The following is a 1055-nucleotide window of genomic DNA, read 5'->3' as shown; positions in this document are numbered from 1 at the left end:
GTTATGATAATGTTCTCATAATTATAACTATCAAATCATCTTATGAATCTGATATAAATTATTGATAAACGTATGACGTTCACATACTGGATTAGTCCGATTGTATTTTGATGCTGTTTATCAAGAGCGTAAATATGGTTCTAAAATCGACGAGGAAACAGGCGAAATTTTATAAATATAATTTAGTGATTCTATTTTTACAGCTAAATTAGTGAAGTTATTCTTGATAATTTTTTTATTAACAATTGTTAATGATTTTTTTAATTAAAGAATTATAATCAAATTATTAACAATATCAAAGGAGTTAGAAAATGGAAATTCAAACAAATTTTCAAATTATATCTGATGAAGAACTTTCAGAAATAGTTGGGGGTGGTTATCCTAATAATCAAAGTATGAATGATGTTCTTCATTGGCTTAATGGTCATAATGATGGGAATCCTAAACAATTACCTAAATGGATGTGTGGATTGGGGTGAATTAGATTGACAAAATATATTTACCCTAATTTAAAAGATAATCAAAAATATTTATTAAAAATTATTGATGGGATTTTAACTAGCAATAATATTTCAAGCGAAGAAAAGAAGCTTTTTCTGATTGCAAAAAGCAATATTGAAAAGGGTAGAAATTTTGATCCCCAAATCAGTGAATTAATTTCTAGTTTACAGTACCTTGTTCATTCAGATGATGTGCTTGTTTTTTTGAAGAAGCACGAAAAATAATGCAAATTAACCCAGGAACCGGTGGTTCTCCATATGGTTGATCAAATTTTGAAAGTAAATAGTCATTTACTAAAAGCAGAGAACAAAAGAGACAGGAAACTGTCTTTTTTGTTTGCTTGGGGTCTGGGGCAAACGCCCAATTTTGGCAACTGCAGTTGCCAAAACTTTCCGCAGGAATCGTCAGACAGACCTTACCTTTATGTTAATAAAGTCTAGTAAGTTATACTTTTTATTTTCTTGATAGTTATCAATTTTTATCTATAAGGGTAGCGCTATACTAGTATCATAAAGAAAATTAAAGGAAGTAGAAAATATGGCAAAAATAACACT

1 protein-coding gene is annotated in these 1055 nt (G+C 28.9%); it reads left to right on the top strand.

Annotation, left to right across the window (positions count from 1 at the left end):
- Positions 1–311 precede the first annotated feature (311 nt).
- Positions 312–479 carry a lactococcin family bacteriocin gene (locus ABZV77_RS42740; protein WP_011834683.1) on the top strand — a complete coding sequence of 56 codons (168 nt, stop codon included), beginning with the start codon at positions 312–314 and terminating at the stop codon, positions 477–479.
- Positions 480–1055 lie beyond the last annotated feature (576 nt).

Origin of the sequence: Streptomyces sp. NPDC004732, assembly GCF_040609235.1 — a bacterium.
Taxonomy (GTDB): domain Bacteria; phylum Actinomycetota; class Actinomycetes; order Streptomycetales; family Streptomycetaceae; genus Streptomyces.
Note: the sequence above shows the minus strand (reverse complement) of the source record. Positions and strands in the feature narration are given on the sequence as shown.